Consider the following 15272-nt stretch of genomic DNA (forward strand, 5'->3'; position numbering starts at 1 on the left):
AACAAGGGTAGCATCGGCTACCCTTTTTTATTCGGTGACCTTCTACCGTGTGTCTACAGCATCTCCTCTAGCCACTGATTGAACGTTGCCCAGGACTGCTCATCGGCACGTGGGTGGTAACGATCGCTGCCGAAGACACTGAACGCGTGCGGTGCACCCGAATAGATGCCGACTTCATACGTCACTCCCGCGGCTTCCAGTTCCTCCGCTAGAGTTGCCACATCGTCTAGGCTCACTGCCTCATCAGCACCGCCATGAGCAATGAAAATCGGCGGCGTGTCACTTGAATAGGCTTGCCCATCGGGTGTGTCTAGTCCGCCATGGAAACTCGTGTAAGCAGCAATATCGTTGGCTTCGCCCGAGCGAGCGATCTCTAGGGCGACTGCACCACCAAAGCAATACCCCATGATGACCGCCTGTGTGGCGGCGCCTGATGCTCGTGCTTGATCGAGCCCTGCTAGTGTCAGCGTTCGCATGCGTTCGCGGTCTTGATAAAGGGCTTGTGTGGCTGCCTGCTTGTCTTCAGTGGCCTGGGGACGATTGCCTGCCCCAAATAGGTCGACGGCAAACGCATCGTATCCTTGCTCTGCAAGCATATCGGCGCGCTGTCGTTCGTAATCATCTATACCGTCCCAATCGTGGACGATGATGACGCTCCCCTTGGCGTTGTCGCCCCCTGAGATGAAATAGCCTTCGAAACGTTCGCCGTTTACATCGTAGCTAACGTCCTCTCCACTGGGCGTATACGCATTAGCCGTCGTGGCGAACGACAGCGACGCGAGTGTCAAAAGGCCGAAGCAAGTAAATGAAGTAGGAATTTTATGGCGCATGGATCTGTCCAAGTGGGTGTAGGAGTTAAAGCATAGTCAACCCAATCGAAAGGAGAGACACAAACGCGGATGTTTAGCGTGGAAGACTAAGACTTGCGTCTGGAACTAGCTAACGGCATCCTTGTCCGTTGATAGTATGACCACTAGGGAGCATAGATACATGGCTTTTAACGATTCGAACACGGCGAGAACGCAACCCCAGAGTGTGGTGAGCGGCGCTAGTGCCAACAAGGTGTTACGCAACACTTACGCTCTTTTGGCGATGACACTGCTGTTTTCGGCTGTCACGGCGGGCGCTTCTGTGGCCATGGGTATCCAGCAGATGAACATTTTCGTGTTCTTCATTGGGGCTTATGGCTTGATGTTCTTGGTTCACAAGACCGCCAACTCCGCAGCAGGTCTGCTGGCAACCTTTGCGTTTACGGGTTTCATGGGGTTCACCCTAGGGCCGATTATTTCTGCCTATTTGACGCTGCCTAACGGTGGCGCGTTGATCATGAACGCTCTGGCCATGACCGGCCTGACGTTCATTGGCCTGTCTGCTGTGGCGCTGACGACCAAAAAAGACTTCAGCTTCTTGAGTAACTTCCTGATGGCGGGTGCCATCGTGCTGATCCTCGCCATGGTGGCGGGTATCTTCTTCAACATCCCCGCGCTGTCGCTAATGGTGTCTGCAGGTTTCGTGCTATTTGCGTCTGCCGCGATCCTCTATCAAACGAGTGAAATCGTGCACCGCGCTGGTGAAACGAACTACATCCTCGCCACGGTGACGCTCTACGTCTCTATCTACAATCTGTTCGTCAGCCTGCTCTCTATTCTGGGTATCATGAGCAACGACTGATCGTTAGCATGCAGGCTGTCACTTGACGCGGCATCCCCAACAGACCCTACTAGGTAGGGTCTGTTTTTTTCACGGGTTCAGTAAGAGACGATACAATGGAGTACGGCTTATTGGTCATGGGCGCGCCTTACGCCAGTGCAGCACCGCACTCGGCACTTCGCTTTGCCAAGGCGCTCATTGATACAGGTCACCGAGTGGCGGGAATTTTCTTCTATCAAGAGGGAGTTCATAACGCTTCACAGTTAATGACTCCGCCACAAGACGAACTCAACATGCGTGATGCGTGGATTGCGTTGCACCACGAGCATGGCGTTGCACTGGAAGTATGCATTGCTGCCGCGCTGCGCCGGGGGATAATGAGCGAGACCGAGGCCAAGCGCCATGGCCAAACGCACTTCAACCTACAAGCGCCGTTCGAATTGACCGGCCTGGGGCAATTGCTCGCCCTTCAACAGCGTTGCGATCGTGTGATCACCTTTGCGTAGGGAGCAGTATGATGAGTCATGAAAACGAGCGGCTGGTGATCATTCGTCATGCGCCGTATAGCTCCAATGCCCTGCGAGAGGGGCTGGACGTGGCTTTGGTAGCGGCCGCGTTTGGCCAAACTGTCAGTCTACTGTTTCTTGGGCAGGGCGTACTGGCCCTGCTAAAAGAGCAAAAAACGGGTGCGCCAGGGCAGAAAGCGACGCTACCGACCATCGATATGCTGGAGATGTACGACATCGATCAACTGTTAGTGCCACAAAGCGCGCTGGATGCGCTGCACTTGCAAGTCGACCAGCTAGTAGAGGGGGCGACTGTAGTGGCCGACGCGGGGTTGCCCGAGTTGTTACATCGCCACTCTCAAGTGATGAATTTTTGAATGGGCAGCGCCATGTTACATATTTTGAACAAGCCCACGCATAGCGAGCCCGCAGAACAGATGCTCCTCACCGTTGCCGAGGGCGATAGTATTTTGCTCATCGAAGATGCCGTTCAAGCGTTACTGCACGTTAATTGGCGGGGCTGGCACCTGGAAAATGATATCCACGTGTTCATATTGGAGGAAGACGCAATATCTCGGGGTGTATATCCAGCTTCCCCCGTTCCTCAAGATCGATGGCTGGATATGAGAGGGTTTGTTGCGTTGACCGAGCAGCATACGAAGATTTTATCGTGGTACTGACTAATGAACGATACAAGTTTATACCGTTATCTTGATGCAACCCAAAAAGTTAAAATAGACCCTGAGGGCTATTTAGTTAAGCAAAGCGACTGGGACCATAGCGTTGCCGCGTTATTAGCTGCGGATGAAGGGCTAGCACTGACGGAGGAGCATTGGGAGCTCATTCGTGTGGTTCGGGATTTTTATACGCGCTACGAAATGGCGCCGGCGATGCGCCCATTGGTCAAAGCCACCAAGCAAGCCCTAGGCGAGGAAAAAGGGCGCTCGGTCTATTTGATGCGTTTATTCCCCGGCAGCCCGCCAAAACGTTTGGCTCGTATTGCTGGGTTACCTAAGCCAACGAACTGTCTATAGCCGACTGAACAGGGTTATACCAGATCGCCGCGGGTGCATACTGATAGCACGACCGCATCTTCTTGGCTGGTAGAGACTAGGGCGTGGCCCATGTCACTGTCGAAGTAGATGCTGTCTCCTTCCGCTAGCACTAACGGAGCATAGAATTCCGTATAAAGCATGATGTCGCCGTGCAGTACCATCAAAAACTCTTCGCCATCGTGCCGTACCCACTGATGATATTCGTCAAAGCTGCGTGCTCGAACGATCGTTTTAAATGGGATCATGCGCTTTTGCGCGAGCTGATGGCCCAGCAGTTCATGTTCGTAGGTTGGGGTAGGGTGCAGTTGGCCTTTTCCTTTACGCGTCAGATCGCGACGTCCCATGGTGTAGCGCTCGCGCTTGGGAGGCGTAAAAAGCTGCGGTAGATCGATATCGAGACCGCTCATTAGCTTCTGTACTACGCTGAACGTTGGCGAGACTTGGTCGTTCTCGATTTTAGAAAGCGTAGAACGAGCAATACCGGTGCGCTGGCTCACGTCCTCCAGCGTCCATTGATTAGCTAGTCGAATCTGTTTGAGCCGTTCGCCCAACCGTAGTGGTTCGACGAACGGCTTTCGCCCTGACGCGATGCGCAGCGCTGCGTGCTCTTCAGAAGTGGCGGTCATAACGGTCACGTGAGGTAGAGGGCAACATGAACGCCGCATGGTACCACAGCTCTTGCGCTCAGGGCGCCACTAGGGAGCATCGGTGAAGGGGAGTCCCAAAAGCGCTTTGATATGCGCCTCGGCGCTGCTGGCAAGGGAGGTTGGGTTGTAACCTCCCTCTAGTACGGACACGACGCGATTGTCGGCATAAAGCGCCGCAATTTCCATGGCCAGGTGCGTTACCCAATAGAAGTCTTCATCTTCTAAGCAAATATCGCCCATTGGGTCCTCTTTATGAGCATCGAACCCTGCCGATAACATTACCAGGTCGGGTTTGAAGGCATGCAGTGCGGGGAGCCAATGACGTTCGATGACCCGTCGATACTCTTCACTGCCGGTACCGACTTCCAGCGGGGTATTCACCACGTTTTGCCATTCGCTGCGCAAGTAACGCCAAGGATAAAACGGGTATTGAAAGCTGGTGCAAATGAGCACGTCTGGATCGTTCTTAAAAATGTCGATGGTGCCGTTGCACTGGTGAACATCGAAATCGAGAATGGCGATCCGTCGAGCACCATAGGTTGCTTTTGCATGAGCGGCCCCCACGGCAATGTTGTTGTAAAAGCAGAAGCCCATGGCATCGGCTGCTTCGGCATGGTGGCCGGGGGGGCGCACGGCGCAAAAGACGTTATCCGCTTGCCGTTTGAACACCTGATCCACGCCCCGAATGACGGCACCTGCGGCTACACGCGCTGCTTTCAAGCTATCCGGGTTCATCATGGTGTCGCTATCCAGCGTCACGATTCCTTCGCTAGGCAGGCATTTCTCCAAGGCATGAAGGTGGCGCAAAGGATGAACTCTGGCTAACGCCTCGTCACTCGCCTCTTTGGCATCACCCTGCATGGTTTGCTGTAACAGTCCAGAAAGTGACAGGCGCGCCCGAATCGCCTCTAGCCGCAAGGGACTTTCAGGGTGCTCTGGCCCCATATGATGCAATACGCAGTCGGGGTGGGTAAGGTAGGCAGTGATCATTCGAGCGCTCCGGTAACGTTAGCATCACCTTAATCGCCTCGAGGGCTTGCGCGACAGTGTCAATAAGTCGTACACATTAGTCATTCATGTCAGAGGGAGACGCATCGTGAGCACACGCTTTCTGCATCATTTTTTCGAACCTCGCTCGGTGGCGGTGTTCGGTGCCTCTGAAAAGCCAGAATCTTTGGGTGGTTTGGTGTTGGGCAACCTGCAAGATGGCCAATTCAGAGGCAAGCTCTGGGCCGTTAACCTGAAAGGTTATGAAAAGGTGTTTGGCGTAGATTGCGTACGTACAGTGGAGGAACTGCCCGACATTCCTGATCTCGCCGTCGTGTGTTCGCCCATTGAGGGCGTTCCCAGACTGATTAAAAAGTTGGGTAAGTACGGTGTGAAGGCGGCTTTGGTGCTTTCCGGGGGTGCGTACCTAGACCGTGAGGAGGGCAGCAAGGGGTCGATACGCCAGCGCATGCTGCAGGCTGCCCGTGAATCCGGCATCCGCGTTCTAGGCCCGGAGTGTATGGGGCTAATCGTACCGGGAAAAAAACTCAATGCTTCGTATGCCAGCCAGCCGATCAAGGCGGGGCGCGTGGCATATCTAGGCCAATCAGGAATGCTGGCCAATGCGATGATCGACTGGGCAGCGGGCCGAGATGTGGGCTTCTCTCACCTCATTACCGTTGGCGATAGTGTCGATGTGTTATTGCCGGATCTCATCGACTACGTCAATCAGTATTCGCCTGCGCAAGCGATTCTTCTCCATCTCGAGCGGGTGACGGATGCCCAGCACTTTATGACGTCTGTCCGGGATGCCTCACGCAACCGACTCGTGGTAGCGATCAAAAGTGGTCGCACCGCTCAGTCGGACATATCTGGTATGCCGCCCACGCCGGGCATTGCCAATCGCGATGTCGTGTTCGATGCCGCCTTTGCACGTGCCGGCGTGGTGCGTGTCAACGATTCGGATGAAATGCTCGATGCCCTAGAAACGCTGTCACGTATGAAACCGCTACGCGGTGATCGCTTGGCAATCGTCTCCAATGGACTTGGGCCTGCCATGCTGGCCATCGATAAGTTAATTAGCGCGGGTGGCAAGCTGGCTGAATTCAGCCCCGAAACCCAAGCGGCGTTACATAAAAGTCAAGTCGATATGAGCAAGCCCGGCGAAAACCCGGTGGACTTGGGCGGAAACGCGACTCCGGAGCGGTTTGTTGAGGCGCTGCAAATCGTCACCGCTGACCCGAACGTCGATGCCGTCCTGGTCGTTCATGCACCTACACGTTTAGCGCCTTCCCAAGTCACGGCCCAAGCGCTCATCGATCACCGTCGCTCTTTTAAACGTAATTTACTCACGAGTTGGATGGGTTTGAAAGAGGCGCTCAATGCGCGACATGTCTGCAACCTCGCGGGTATTCCTACCTATACGTCACCTGAAAAAGCGGTGAAGGCCTTTATGCATATGGTGGATTACCAGCGCGTTCAGGCGTTGCTGCATGAAATACCGCCCAGCCTGCCGTTTTCCACGAGCCCAGAGATTCGCGCCGAGTGTCGTGCGCTGATCAAGCAAGCAAAAGAACAAGGTCGCCAAACTCTCGCTCACTCTGAAACCGCCCAAGTATTGGAAGCTTATGGTATACCCACCGCCCCCAGCGCCTACGTGAACTCACCAGAAGAAGCCTTGGTGGTCGCCGAACGCTTTCCAGGACCAAAGGCGCTGAAAGTAGTTCACGAAGGAAACTGTCGGCCGTATCGCTACCGCAAGCATCCGCATAAGATTTCCGCTGGGTTACTGCAAGATTTAGAGACGCCCGAACAAGTCGCCGACGGGGTGAGGCAATTAGGCGATAAAGTGCAGGAGAAATTTCCCGAGCATGCCATTCGCGAATACTGTTTGCAGCCGATGCAGCGGGGCAAACATTCGATGCAGATTTGTGCAGGCATCACCCGGGACCCGGTATTTGGGCCGCTGATCGTGTTTGGTATTGGGGGGTATAAGGTCAACGTGTTGGCTGACCGGCAGGTGGCGTTGCCCCCGCTCAATATGAGCCTCGCCTCCGACGTCGTGGGGCGCACCCACGCGGCCTCTTTGATCCGCGAGCACTCCGCCGACCCCGAGCGGGATATCCAGCATCTATGCCAGTTGCTAGTCAAACTTTCCCAAATGGCGTCGGATTTGACCGATTTACGTGGCCTGGAGCTCAATCCATTGCTGTTGAACCGCGACGGTATGTTGGCAGTGGATTTTGCCATGGATCTGGGGCACCCCGCGCGTTTTGCGATCATGCCGTACCCGGAAGAGCTTCGTCAGTGGGTGACGTTGAAAAATGGCTGGCAGGTAGAAGTGCGACCCATCCGCGCAGAGGATGCACCACTGATCACCACCTTTCACCGGCAGCTCTCAGAGGAGAGCATCCGTTTCCGCTACTTCCATAACAAGTCGAACCTTACCCAGCGCGACTTGTCGATTTTGTCGCATATCAACTATGACCGTCAGATGGCATTCATCGCCGAGCATCAGCACGATGATGGCAGTAAGGAGATGTTGGGGGTGGTTCGGGTATGGAACGACCCTGACAATATCCGCACCGAGTTCTCCGTGATCATTCGGGATGATCTTCAGGGACTGGGCATTGGCAGTCTACTGATGAAGAAAATGATCGACTACTGCACCAGTTTCGGCACGCTCGAAATGATCGGTAAGATCATGGTGGATAATCACCCCATGCGAGCGTTGATGAAACATCTTGGTTTTCGTTGCCGTTACAATATGGAAGAGCAGGTGATCGATGCCGTACTGCGCCTGAATGAACCCGACAGCGAGTGGCAGCGCCATCGTTTGGAGAGTCAACCGGATTGACCCTTCCAATGAACGGTCTGTGGCTTGTCACCCGCAGACCGTTTGAGTGTTACGTCTTGCGCCTGGGCATCAGGGCGCTAAACGGAAGCGGCTCCACTCACCGCCGTCGCGCCGTTCGTAGCGCAGTCGGTCGTGCAAGCGGCTGGGCTGCCCCTGCCAAAACTCGATCATTTCCGGGTTTACCCGATAGCCTCCCCAGTGAATAGGACGGGGAATATCCTGGCCTTCATAAGCTTGTTCGAAGCGCTTTTGACGCTCTTCGATCCAGTTCCTGTCAGGAATCACCACGCTTTGGGTGGCAATCCAAGCACCGAGCTGACTACCGCGTGGGCGACTGGCGAAGTATTCATCCGACTCTTCGGCGGAAACTTGCTCCACCGGGCCCTCTATCCGCACTTGACGTGATAGAGACGGCCACCAAAAGGTGAGAGCGGCATAGGGCACATTGCTCAGCTCGCTACCTTTATGGCTATGATAGTTGGTGAAAAACACCATGCCTCGCTCGTCGAACCCTTTCAGCAGCACAACGCGTGCATGAGGACGACCCTGACTGTCGACCGTAGAGAGCGTCATGGCATTGCCATCTTTACCTTCGCTGTCAAGGGCCAGACTGAACCACTCATCGAACGTCACGAATGGGTCGTCGGAGGTGTGCGTTTCGTCCAAACGCCCGCCCTCGTAGTCACGCCTGACGTCGGCAATGTTACGTGTCATCGGTGAAGCTCCCCTGAGGTGATAAATTACAATGAGGTCATGTTCGCTGGTCTAACGCTAAAGCTCAAGTGTTGTTCGTTCAGGATGGCCCAGTGACACAGCGTTGGAGAGCTCGCGGAATCCTTCTATGAGAATATTGCCATAAATGCGAAAATATACTCGTACGAAGATTGAGGATAGCGCGATGCAGAGCCGCACGACACGCATAGCCGTATGGGATGCGTTCATTCGCTTGTTTCATTGGTCCCTGCTGGCAGCGGTGATTATTTCTTTCTACACCACTAAAACCATGGGTCAGCCCTTTCTATTTCCGCTGGAAGTACATGCTCAGGCGGGCTATTTGATCATTGGGTTACTCGTGTTTCGCTTGATCTGGGGCTGGGTAGGCACCCCTTATGCTCGCTTTAGCACGTTCGTATATGGCCCGAGGACTACCGCACGCTATACCAAAGCGCTAATGACACGGCGCGCATCTCCCTACGCCAGCCATAATCCGCTCGGCGGGTGGATGGTCGTACTGTTGCTAGTGTCGCTTGGATTTCAAGCGATGAGTGGGCTGTTCTTGAGCGATGATATTTTCTTTCAGGCACCGCTTTACGGAGTGTTAGACGCTAACATGGGCGATCTGCTCGCTCAGTTACACTCACTCAATAGCGATCTACTGTTAGTGTTGATTGGTTTGCATGTCGCAGGGCTACTTTGGCACACGCTACAAGGCGAGCGGCTCATTCCCGCCATGTTGACGGGAGTGAAAAGATTTCATAGCCCGCCCGTCGACGCAAAACCCGCCTCGTCGCGCAGGCAAACTTGCTACGCCGTTGGGGCGCTGCTGATCGCAGCAGGTGTCAGTGGCTGGCTATGGTTTTATTGATATCGTTTAACCGTTAAGACGGAGTTGTCGGCTTCGAAAGCGTGCGTAGCCCATGCAGCCCGTAAAGAGCGCCAGCGATACAAGCGCTTCTAATACGCCTCTCATTCCCTGTTCTGGCAAGGTCGCCAACATCACACCCTGGGTGAAGTAGAGCAAGCTGACGAAGGCAAGCCAAGCGTGCCCACGGGCACGTTGACCAATGATCGATGGCAAGAACAGCACCAAAGGCAAAATGAACGCCACCACGGGTCGCCAATTGAACGTTTCGCCCTGTACGAAGAAGCCACGATAAATCACCAGCAGAAGCAGCACGCCAAAACTGACGAGCACTAACAGTCGTGCTTGTCTTGTCAACGTGTCGAGTCCGTGTTTCTCTTCCAGCGTCTCTAACCACTGTCTCATGATGACGACGTCTCCTGGCGCATTTTATGTAAGGCTAACGCGAGTTTGGCGAGCCGTCTTCCTTGTGCTTGGCACAACGCTCGTTCGTGCTCGTCAACCGGTCGGTCACTGCGTGTGCCAGCCACATGGCTGGCCCCGTAAGGCGTGCCGCCATGCTGAGTGCTCAGTAATTCCGTCTCGCTATAGGGGATGCCCGCATAGACCATACCGTGATGCAAAAGTGGCACCAGCATGGTCAGCAACGTGCTTTCTTGGCCGCCATGCAAGCTAGACGTCGAGGTAAACGCACTGGCGGGCTTGTCGATTAGCGCGCCGTTCATCCAAAGACTGCTAGTGGTGTCGAGAAAAAACTTGAGTGGCGCGGCCATATTGCCAAAGCGCGTAGGGCTACCCAACGCCAGTGCGCTGCAGTGGCGTAAATCGTTCAGGTCGGCGTAGACTGCCCCTTCAGCGGGAATCTCGGGGTCGACGGCTTCACAGGTGGGGGAAACCGAAGGTACCGTGCGCAGTCGCGCTTCTATACCGGGAATGCTCTCGACGCCCGCTGCTAGTTGGCGGGCCATGTCTGCCGTAGCTCCTGAACGGGAGTAATACAGAATCAAGACAAAAGGCGTGGCTTCACTCATGACGTATCCTAATTGGTGGGCAGAGCGACCAGGCGTTGAGCGGTCACTGGCAACGCCTCATATGGTAACAGAGCTATCCCATAGGCAGGAGCGCTATCCATCAGGCTGACTTCCGGAAGCCGAACATAAACCCATGCTGTAGTGCCATCGGCCAGTGTCTGCTCTATGCGCTCATAGCGAATGCCGAGCCGTTCATAACGATCGAGGCGCTCGAGCGCGCGTGGTGACACGGTCAACAATAGACCATCGACATGGCTATGATCACTCGGCGAAAGATCCAATCCATGACGCTCGAACCCTTCCAGGCGTGCCGGCTCTGGCGAGCCTGAGTCTCCCATGACAATCCAACGAACCGGCCAATAACGTAGCGTGCCGTAAACGAATACTTGGTGGGTGCGCTGTTCGATCGTGGGCAGCTCATCAGGCCGTTCATAGAACCATGGGCTGAGCATGGTCAGCCAGAGCCAAGCGGTCACGCCTACCGCGCCAGCCAGCAACCCGACGCTTAATCGCTTTCCCCAGCTCATATCTCTTTCCTTGGTGATAGGTAGATGTATAGGGTGCAGAACGGCCTGTGATAAGACAAGTCTTAAGCAGTGTCGGTGATTTTGCTAAGATACATTACGCTGTCTAGGCCTAGACCCTATCGGAGGAGCCTGTTATGAGCCAGTCACTTCGTGATGAAATGGACTTCCGCGCGTTAGTGGGTGATGTGAAGCCACTGCCAAAGCGCAATCGTGCAGATACAGGTCCCCAACGTCAGCGGCCATCGGAAGCACAGTTGGCCAGACGCGAAAGCGCCGAAGAGCGTTTGGATGAGCGTAACTTTCTCTCGGACGATTTCGTCGATTTACTGCCACCTTTCGATCCTATCGAGTTTCGCCGTGAAGGTATTCAACAAGGGGTGGTCGACAAATTGAAGCATGGCGGATACAGCGTGCAAGCCCAGCTTCATCTGCTTCGCCGACCGCTAGCAGAGTGTCGACGCATGCTCTTTCCCTTTATTCAGGAGGCCTATGCCCACGACCTCCGCTCGGTAATGGTCGTTCATGGGCGAGGGCGGGAGGTGGACAGCCCGGCCAACGTGTTGCGCTCCTATATCGCCAAGTGGCTCGCTCAGTTCGATGAGGTGCAGGCTTACGTGTCGGCCCAGCCCTCTGAAGGCGGGCTCGGCGCTACCTGGATCATGCTACGCAAAAGCGACCGTGCTAAAGCCAATAATCGCGAGCGCCAGCAGAAACGGCGCGGCTAAACAAAAAACGCCGACAAAGGCATGCCCTTGTCGGCGTTAGCGATGCAGCTTGTCTTTAGTGGGTAGTGGCTAAACGCTTTTCGAAGAGCGCCTGGCGTACTTCTACGTCGGTCTGGTACCGGACGCTAAACGCATTGAGGGCGCGCAGAGCATCTTCTGGGTGCTGATCATCTCGTAATGCCATGGTCGAAAAACCGCAGCGACGCATGTAATCCAACTGATCGACCAGAACGTCACCTACCGCACGTATCTCTCCCGTAAACCCGTAACGTTCTCTGAGTAGGCGGGCAATGGTGTACCCACGCCCGTCGGTGAAAGCGGGGAAGTCGACGGCGACGGCGGGTGCTGCCTTTAGTTCACTAGCCAGCTCAGCGTTGAGCTCTGTGTCGCTCGCTAGCAGCGGTGCCAGTTCTGTATCAGCCTGGTTGTTCTGCCATAGCGCAAGGGGGACGAAGGCAGGGCGCTGCTCGGGCAGTGTTTGCGCATCGTAGGAGACGCACCAAGCATTTTCCGCGGCCAGTTCGCCGTTGTCGATCAAGTGATCGACGTGGACCGGGGTCTGTTCCATTGCCTCGACTTGGGTATCATTGCTGGGCATAAACACGCTCCTTGAAGGGTTTTAGGCCAATACGGCGATACGTATCCAGAAAGCGCTCATCTTCGTGACGTTCGGCTACGTAAACTTCGAGCACCTTCTCGACCACGCCCGGCACGTCCTCACGGAAGAAAGAGGGGCCCAGAATTTTACCCAGTGAGGCGTCATCCGTTGAATTACCGCCAATCGAGACTTGGTAATACTCTTCGCCTTTTTTATCCACGCCAAGAATGCCGATATGGCCAACGTGGTGGTGTCCGCAGGCATTCATGCAGCCTGAGATGTTGAGATCCAGGGGCCCCAGGTCGTACAGGAAATCCAAATCTTCGAAGCGCTCTTGTAACGCCTGAGCAATGGGAATGGAGACCGCATTGGCAAGACTGCAGTAGTCGCCACCAGGGCAGCAGATGATGTCGTTCAGCGTGCCTACAGTGGGGTTGGCCATTCCCAGGGCATCCAGTTCTTTCCAAAGCGCTTCGAGCTCGTCGACTGGCACGTCGGATAGCACCAAATTCTGTTCGTGAGTCACCCGCACTTCGCCAAAGCTGTAGCGGTCGGCGAGGTCGGCCACGGCGTCCATCTGGTCGGCAGTCACGTCACCTGGAGCATGCTCGCGGCGCTTCAGCGACAGTGTGACCGCTTTATACCCCGGCACTTTGTGGTCGGTCACATTATTGGTGACGAAACGCGCAAAGCTGCGATTGTCACGACGCAGTTGATCGAACGCTTCCACCGAGCTGTCGGCCACCGAGCGGCGCTCAGGCTCGGGGAAGTGCGCTTTGGCCGCGTCGACGGCGGCTTGATTCAGTGTCTGGGGGCCATCTTTCAAATGCGCCCACTCTTCGTCGACACGTCGGCGGAACTCTTCGATACCGAGTGCCTTCACCAATATTTTGATACGCGCCTTGAACTTGTTGTCACGGCGACCGAACTGGTTATAAACCCGCACGCACGCTTCGAGATAGGTCAGCAGGTGCTGCCAGGGCAGGTCCTCACGCACCACGTCGCCAATCATCGGCGTGCGGCCTAAACCGCCACCCGCCAATACTTTGACGCGAAGCTCGCCGTCAGCGTTGCGCCACAAGCGCAGGCCAATGTCATGAACCTGAATCGCTGCCCGATCTTGGGCGGCGCCGCTGACGGCAATTTTGAATTTGCGCGGCAGGTAAGCAAACTCGGGGTGTAAGGTAGACCACTGGCGGATCAGCTCGCACCAAGGGCGCGGGTCTTCGACTTCGTCGTTGGCAATCCCCGCAAACTGGTCGCTGGTGGTATTGCGGATACAGTTACCGCTGGTTTGGATGGCGTGCATCTGCACTTTGGCCAGCTCGGCCAAGATATCCGGCACGTCTTCCAGTGCAGGCCAGTTGAGCTGCAGGTTTTGTCGCGTGGTGAAGTGGCCGTAGCCGCGGTCGTAGCGGCGAGTGATCTCGGCCAAAGCACGCAGCTGATGGCCCGCCAGCATACCGTAAGGTATAGCAATACGCAGCATCGGCGCATGCCTTTGAATGTACAGGCCGTTTTGCAGCCGCAGCGGGCGAAACTCTTCTTCTCCCAAACGACCGGCTTGGTAGCGCTCCATCTGATCGCGGAACTGCGCTACGCGCTCGTCAACCAGCGTTTGGTCGTGAATATCATAACGGTACATGTGGCACGATCCTGCTAAAAGCGAAATGGTCACGTCGAGACGGACGGTAATATACCGTCACTCTAACGCGGGCGTCATATTCTACAAAAGAATATATAATTATCTTTTTATCGTTAAATGCTATTTAAACTGCGAGTGAGTGTCATGGACTAACCAGCGGCGGCGCTGCCACACCCATAAAAAGCCAGTGGAGTTGAGCAGCCGGTAAAAGAGCTGTGTCAACCAGACCCCGACTAACCCGTAACCGAGCCAAATACCGACCCACCACGCCAGAGGTAAAAAGAGTAGCCACTGCATCCCTAGCGTGAGCAGCATGACGGTACGCTGAGCACCAGCGCCCATCAACGCCTGCGCCAGTACTAGCGCGGCGGCGTCGAACACGATCATCAGGCCAGTAATTTGCAGGGGCAGTCTCCCTAACTGAACCAACGCTTCATTGGTAAAGAAAATGCCTAGAATCGTGTCGGGTATCACCAGCATTGGTAACGCTAAAACAGTCAGCAGCATACCGGCAACGCTCAAGGCGTCAATGCCCCAGCGGTGTGCCGCCTGCCGATCGTCACGGCCCAGCGCCTCGCCGACAAGACTCATGGCCGCCACTCCAACGCCCACGCCTGGTAGAATCAGCAGAAGAGATATATTCACTAAGACATGACCGACCGCAACGCTCGGCGTGCCGAGTTTACCCAGTAGCCAAAAGAGCACGACATAACCAGCGGCAAACCAAAGCTGCTGTAGCGAATGGGGAAACGCTAGCGTCAGCGTCGACAAAATGCTCTGCCAGGAGGGTATCGAAAGCGCGTTCGGCTGACGCTGTCGCCACGTGATGACTCCCCAGATCCCCAGTCCCAAGAGCAGTGACAAGGTCGTACCGATGGCGGCTCCGTTCACCCCTAAGCCTGGCAGTCCAGCGACCCCATAAATGAGAGCCGCGCTCAGTGCAACGTTAGTTGTGTGGACGACGACGATGATACGAAGGTAGAGGTGCGTTTGCTGTCGCCCGTTCCAGTAGCCGCGCAGGCATAGCGTCAGCGCGATGGCGGTCAGTGCGACGATCCGCAAGCGAAAGTAGTCGACGGCAATGTGCGTGACCGCTTGCGAGGGAGCAATCCATCGGATTAGCTCCGGCGCCTGCCACCAAGCGATGCAAGAGATGGGTAAACCGACAGCCACACCAATGACCAACCCGGACCCTAGGGGACGTGTAAGACAACTTTGATTGGCACCTACTGCCTGGGCGGTTTGCGACTGGACGCTGGAAGAGAGACCGAACACCAGCGCTGTCATCATGAACATGGCATAGCCGCCGAGTCCGACCCCTGCCAACGCTTCTTGTCCCAGATGACTCACTAGGGCAGCATCGATCAAGTTGAGCACGCTCTGAGAAAGCATGCCCAACATGATCGGAAGGGCCAAACGCATGACCTTACCTTGACGGCGCACTACCGGCGTCATGGATGAG

At 55.4% G+C, this 15272-nt stretch carries 18 protein-coding genes; 8 read left to right on the top strand and 10 right to left on the bottom strand.

Annotation, left to right across the window (positions count from 1 at the left end; all coding sequences use genetic code 11):
- Positions 1-53: 53 nt before the first annotated feature.
- Complete coding sequence (locus MHM85_RS00180; RefSeq protein ID WP_139527647.1) at positions 54-830, bottom strand: dienelactone hydrolase family protein; 777 nt, start codon at positions 828-830, stop codon at positions 54-56.
- A 160-nt stretch (positions 831-990) separates the two neighbouring features.
- On the opposite strand from MHM85_RS00180, the gene MHM85_RS00185 reads away from it, so the two are divergent.
- The 5 genes from MHM85_RS00185 to MHM85_RS00205 all read left to right on the top strand — a co-directional run bounded on the left by MHM85_RS00185 (position 991) and on the right by MHM85_RS00205 (position 3190).
- Positions 991-1671 (top strand): Bax inhibitor-1/YccA family protein, encoded by a 681-nt coding sequence (locus tag MHM85_RS00185; protein ID WP_139527645.1) that lies wholly within the window; start codon positions 991-993, stop codon positions 1669-1671.
- Between the two features lie 95 nt (positions 1672-1766).
- Positions 1767-2156 (top strand): sulfurtransferase complex subunit TusD, encoded by a 390-nt coding sequence (tusD, locus tag MHM85_RS00190; RefSeq protein ID WP_139527643.1) that lies wholly within the window; start codon positions 1767-1769, stop codon positions 2154-2156.
- 11 nt (positions 2157-2167) lie between these two features.
- Positions 2168-2533, top strand: a complete 366-nt coding sequence (gene tusC, locus MHM85_RS00195) for a sulfurtransferase complex subunit TusC (RefSeq protein WP_219863842.1) — start codon at positions 2168-2170, stop codon at positions 2531-2533.
- Entirely contained in the window at positions 2534-2836 is a 303-nt protein-coding gene (gene tusB / locus MHM85_RS00200) for a sulfurtransferase complex subunit TusB (protein ID WP_239286376.1), read from the top strand.
- Positions 2837-2839: 3 nt separating this feature from the next.
- Positions 2840-3190, top strand: a complete 351-nt coding sequence (locus tag MHM85_RS00205; protein WP_139527636.1) for a TusE/DsrC/DsvC family sulfur relay protein — start codon at positions 2840-2842, stop codon at positions 3188-3190.
- A 14-nt stretch (positions 3191-3204) separates the two neighbouring features.
- Here the strand turns inward: MHM85_RS00205 and MHM85_RS00210 are convergent, their stop codons facing one another.
- Together MHM85_RS00210 and MHM85_RS00215 are read right to left on the bottom strand one after the other, a co-directional pair.
- The gene (locus tag MHM85_RS00210; RefSeq protein WP_139527634.1) at positions 3205-3837 is read right to left on the bottom strand and encodes an XRE family transcriptional regulator; all 633 of its coding nucleotides are present in this window, start codon (positions 3835-3837) and stop codon (positions 3205-3207) included.
- A 69-nt stretch (positions 3838-3906) separates the two neighbouring features.
- A complete protein-coding gene (locus tag MHM85_RS00215; protein ID WP_139527633.1) occupies positions 3907-4848 on the bottom strand; it encodes a histone deacetylase family protein in 942 nt (313 codons plus the stop codon).
- 106 nt (positions 4849-4954) lie between these two features.
- Between MHM85_RS00215 and MHM85_RS00220 the strand changes: the two genes are divergently transcribed.
- Entirely contained in the window at positions 4955-7702 is a 2748-nt protein-coding gene (locus MHM85_RS00220; RefSeq protein ID WP_219863719.1) for a bifunctional acetate--CoA ligase family protein/GNAT family N-acetyltransferase, read from the top strand.
- A 69-nt stretch (positions 7703-7771) separates the two neighbouring features.
- On the opposite strand, the gene pdxH is transcribed toward MHM85_RS00220, so the two are convergent.
- Entirely contained in the window at positions 7772-8416 is a 645-nt protein-coding gene (gene pdxH / locus MHM85_RS00225) for a pyridoxamine 5'-phosphate oxidase (RefSeq protein ID WP_139527629.1), read from the bottom strand.
- Between the two features lie 184 nt (positions 8417-8600).
- Between pdxH and MHM85_RS00230 the strand changes: the two genes are divergently transcribed.
- Complete coding sequence (locus MHM85_RS00230) at positions 8601-9287, top strand: cytochrome b/b6 domain-containing protein (protein WP_219863721.1); 687 nt, start codon at positions 8601-8603, stop codon at positions 9285-9287.
- 6 nt (positions 9288-9293) lie between these two features.
- Here the strand turns inward: MHM85_RS00230 and MHM85_RS00235 are convergent, their stop codons facing one another.
- From MHM85_RS00235 to MHM85_RS00245, 3 genes are read right to left on the bottom strand one after another with little or no spacing between them, the layout of a single operon-like run.
- A complete protein-coding gene (locus MHM85_RS00235) occupies positions 9294-9689 on the bottom strand; it encodes a DUF2069 domain-containing protein (RefSeq protein WP_219863723.1) in 396 nt (131 codons plus the stop codon).
- Positions 9686-10315, bottom strand: a complete 630-nt coding sequence (wrbA, locus tag MHM85_RS00240; protein ID WP_239286377.1) for an NAD(P)H:quinone oxidoreductase — start codon at positions 10313-10315, stop codon at positions 9686-9688. The genes MHM85_RS00235 and wrbA overlap by 4 nt, the downstream gene beginning before the upstream one ends.
- 8 nt (positions 10316-10323) lie before the next feature.
- Positions 10324-10842 carry a gamma-glutamylcyclotransferase family protein gene (locus tag MHM85_RS00245; RefSeq protein ID WP_153843326.1) on the bottom strand — a complete coding sequence of 173 codons (519 nt, stop codon included), beginning with the start codon at positions 10840-10842 and terminating at the stop codon, positions 10324-10326.
- A 134-nt stretch (positions 10843-10976) separates the two neighbouring features.
- On the opposite strand from MHM85_RS00245, the gene smrA reads away from it, so the two are divergent.
- A complete protein-coding gene (gene smrA, locus MHM85_RS00250; protein WP_139527620.1) occupies positions 10977-11567 on the top strand; it encodes a DNA endonuclease SmrA in 591 nt (196 codons plus the stop codon).
- A gap of 55 nt (positions 11568-11622) precedes the next feature.
- On the opposite strand, the gene MHM85_RS00255 is transcribed toward smrA, so the two are convergent.
- The 3 genes from MHM85_RS00255 to MHM85_RS00265 form a co-directional block, all read right to left on the bottom strand.
- Complete coding sequence (locus MHM85_RS00255; RefSeq protein WP_139527618.1) at positions 11623-12165, bottom strand: DUF934 domain-containing protein; 543 nt, start codon at positions 12163-12165, stop codon at positions 11623-11625.
- Positions 12152-13810 carry a nitrite/sulfite reductase gene (locus tag MHM85_RS00260; protein ID WP_219863727.1) on the bottom strand — a complete coding sequence of 553 codons (1659 nt, stop codon included), beginning with the start codon at positions 13808-13810 and terminating at the stop codon, positions 12152-12154. The genes MHM85_RS00255 and MHM85_RS00260 overlap by 14 nt, the downstream gene beginning before the upstream one ends.
- Before the next feature lie 120 nt (positions 13811-13930).
- The gene (locus tag MHM85_RS00265; RefSeq protein WP_219863729.1) at positions 13931-15265 is read right to left on the bottom strand and encodes an MATE family efflux transporter; all 1335 of its coding nucleotides are present in this window, start codon (positions 15263-15265) and stop codon (positions 13931-13933) included.
- Positions 15266-15272 lie beyond the last annotated feature (7 nt).

Origin of the sequence: Halomonas sp. McD50-4, assembly GCF_022348135.1 — a bacterium.
Taxonomy (GTDB): Bacteria; Pseudomonadota; Gammaproteobacteria; order Pseudomonadales; family Halomonadaceae; genus Vreelandella; species Vreelandella piezotolerans.

What these genes read in the sequence shown, in the direction of transcription:
- smrA (WP_139527620.1), top strand. Translation starts at nt 10,977, where the DNA reads ATGAGCCAGTCACTTCGTGATGAAATGGACTTCCGCGCGTTAGTGGGT.
- pdxH (WP_139527629.1), bottom strand. Translation starts at nt 8,416, where the DNA reads ATGACACGTAACATTGCCGACGTCAGGCGTGACTACGAGGGCGGGCGT.
- MHM85_RS00235 (WP_219863723.1), bottom strand. Translation starts at nt 9,689, where the DNA reads ATGAGACAGTGGTTAGAGACGCTGGAAGAGAAACACGGACTCGACACG.
- MHM85_RS00205 (WP_139527636.1), top strand. Translation starts at nt 2,840, where the DNA reads ATGAACGATACAAGTTTATACCGTTATCTTGATGCAACCCAAAAAGTT.
- MHM85_RS00210 (WP_139527634.1), bottom strand. Translation starts at nt 3,837, where the DNA reads ATGACCGCCACTTCTGAAGAGCACGCAGCGCTGCGCATCGCGTCAGGG.
- MHM85_RS00180 (WP_139527647.1), bottom strand. Translation starts at nt 830, where the DNA reads ATGCGCCATAAAATTCCTACTTCATTTACTTGCTTCGGCCTTTTGACA.
- MHM85_RS00255 (WP_139527618.1), bottom strand. Translation starts at nt 12,165, where the DNA reads ATGCCCAGCAATGATACCCAAGTCGAGGCAATGGAACAGACCCCGGTC.
- MHM85_RS00260 (WP_219863727.1), bottom strand. Translation starts at nt 13,810, where the DNA reads ATGTACCGTTATGATATTCACGACCAAACGCTGGTTGACGAGCGCGTA.
- MHM85_RS00215 (WP_139527633.1), bottom strand. Translation starts at nt 4,848, where the DNA reads ATGATCACTGCCTACCTTACCCACCCCGACTGCGTATTGCATCATATG.
- wrbA (WP_239286377.1), bottom strand. Translation starts at nt 10,315, where the DNA reads ATGAGTGAAGCCACGCCTTTTGTCTTGATTCTGTATTACTCCCGTTCA.
- MHM85_RS00230 (WP_219863721.1), top strand. Translation starts at nt 8,601, where the DNA reads ATGCAGAGCCGCACGACACGCATAGCCGTATGGGATGCGTTCATTCGC.
- MHM85_RS00185 (WP_139527645.1), top strand. Translation starts at nt 991, where the DNA reads ATGGCTTTTAACGATTCGAACACGGCGAGAACGCAACCCCAGAGTGTG.
- tusC (WP_219863842.1), top strand. Translation starts at nt 2,168, where the DNA reads ATGAGTCATGAAAACGAGCGGCTGGTGATCATTCGTCATGCGCCGTAT.
- tusB (WP_239286376.1), top strand. Translation starts at nt 2,534, where the DNA reads ATGGGCAGCGCCATGTTACATATTTTGAACAAGCCCACGCATAGCGAG.
- tusD (WP_139527643.1), top strand. Translation starts at nt 1,767, where the DNA reads ATGGAGTACGGCTTATTGGTCATGGGCGCGCCTTACGCCAGTGCAGCA.
- MHM85_RS00265 (WP_219863729.1), bottom strand. Translation starts at nt 15,265, where the DNA reads ATGACGCCGGTAGTGCGCCGTCAAGGTAAGGTCATGCGTTTGGCCCTT.
- MHM85_RS00245 (WP_153843326.1), bottom strand. Translation starts at nt 10,842, where the DNA reads ATGAGCTGGGGAAAGCGATTAAGCGTCGGGTTGCTGGCTGGCGCGGTA.